This is a genomic window from Luteimonas huabeiensis HB2, from assembly GCF_000559025.1.
Classification (GTDB): Bacteria; Pseudomonadota; Gammaproteobacteria; order Xanthomonadales; family Xanthomonadaceae; genus Luteimonas; species Luteimonas huabeiensis.
The window spans coordinates 1-1,869 of record NZ_JAAN01000063.1; the positions used below are offsets into that span (position 1 = coordinate 1).

General features: G+C 66.9%; 1 protein-coding gene. It reads right to left on the bottom strand.

Annotation, left to right across the window (positions count from 1 at the left end; all coding sequences use genetic code 11):
- Nucleotides 1-71 precede the first annotated feature (71 nt).
- Nucleotides 72-1,469, bottom strand: a complete 1,398-nt coding sequence (gene ltrA / locus Z164_RS0119385; protein WP_024892288.1) for a group II intron reverse transcriptase/maturase — start codon at nucleotides 1,467-1,469, stop codon at nucleotides 72-74.
- Nucleotides 1,470-1,869: the final 400 nt, after the last annotated feature.

A 1,869-nucleotide genomic window follows, 5' to 3' on the forward strand; every position in this document is an offset into this window, starting at 1 on the left:
GATCGGGTAGGGAGCCGGGTTTCCCCGGCCCCCTCCCACACCACCGTACGTGCGGTTCCGCATACGGCGGTTCATGAGTGACGCTGGAGCAGGCGCACGTAGTCGGTCATGCAGACCAGTCCACGCACATCGAACCAGGCTTTCGGGAACGCGGCGTTCATGTGGCTGGCCCCGGCGTTCCACCACGGACCTTGTCCGTTGCGGGCCGAGTGCCAGGCCCGTTCGGCCGCCAACCCGCGCCTGCGCAGCAACTCCTCTCGCCGTCGGCGCGTCTTGGCTTGGCGCCAGATCAGACAACGCAACCGACGCCGCAGCCAGCCATCCAAGTCCTCCCATGCCTTCTGGCTCCTGCTGTGCCGGAAGTATCCGGCCCAGCCTCGCAACACCGGGTTCAACACCTCGACGGTGTGCGCCAGGCTGCGCCCGCGCCCCTGCCGCATCAGTTCTCGGATGCGGCCCCGCAAGCGCTGCTCGCTCTGGCGGGCGAACCGCAGCCAGGCCTTGGGGCCGGCCGCGATCAGGGTATAACCCAAGAACTTGCGCTCCCGGGTTCGGGCACATGTGCTCTTGCCAGCGTTGACCCGCAGCTTCAGACGTTCTTCCAGGAACCTCGTCATGCTCGCCAACAGCTCTCGCCCCGCCGCCTCGCTGCGCACGTAGATGTTGCAGTCGTCCGCATAGCGGCAGAACGCGTGGCCTCGCCGCTCCAGTTCGCGGTCCCAGCCCGTCAGCAGGATGTTGGACAGCAGCGGCGACAGCGGGCCGCCTTGCGGCGTCCCCATGTCCCGCGCCTCCTCGACCCCCTCACGCATCAGGCCCGTCTCCAGATACCGGCGGATCAGCTTGAGCACCCGTTCATCGTCCACCTGCCGGGCCACCCGCGACATCAGGATGTCGTGGTTCACCCGATCGAAGAACTTCTCCAAGTCGATGTCCACCACCCAGCGCCGGCCCTGCTGCACGTATTGGCGTGCCTGCAGGACCGCCTGATGGGCGCTGCGCCCCGGCCGGAAGCCGTAGCTCGATTCGGAGAAGGTGGGTTCGAAGATCGGTTGCAGGACTTGCAGCAACGCCTGCTGGATCAGTCGGTCCAGCACCGTCGGAATGCCCAGCGTCCGCACCCCGCCCGAAGGCTTGGGGATGTCCACTGCGCGCACCGCCGATGGCAGATACCGTCCTTCCAGCAACGCCGCCCTGACGCTGGGCCAGTGCACCTTCAGCCAGCCCTTCAACTCCGACACCGGCAGGCCATCGGCCCCCGCTGCGCCGCCGTTGCGCACGACCTTCTGGTATGCCGACCACAGGTTGCTGCGCTCGACCACGGCCTCCATCAGCCGTGGCTGCTCCGCTTTCGTTTGCCCCGTCGCCGCCGTGCACGCCTCGGCACCGTCCAGCCTGCCCTCGGGATACTGTCCCTGCTTTCGGCTCCCGGCCCCGGCCCCCCGGGCTTGTGCGTCTGCGTCGTGCATCGAGGTCGATGGTCCTAATCGCGGTCTCTCGTGTTCGGCCCTTCGCCGTCGCCGGCTACTATGGCCTCTGCTGACTTCTCGCTCCGGCTCATCACCGTCGGACTTTCATCCCTAAGGCGAGATCTCCCCGGGTATTGCGCACCTGCCTTCCCGCTTATGCCTGTCGGATCTACGCCGTGCCGTCCGTGCAAGTACCGGGCTTTGGCCTTTTGGGCTGCCTCACCCCAACACGTCGCCTCGTATCCGCTTCCTGTTCGTCAGGCCAGCGTTTTGCTTCCGGCTTCCTCCACACGCCCGGTCGCCCGAAGCGCGCTTGCCTTCCGCTAACTGTTCCCCTTGCCGGGCCAGTAGAGGACTTTCACCTCCAAGCAGGTGCGCCCTGCCGGGCGCACCCAAAAAA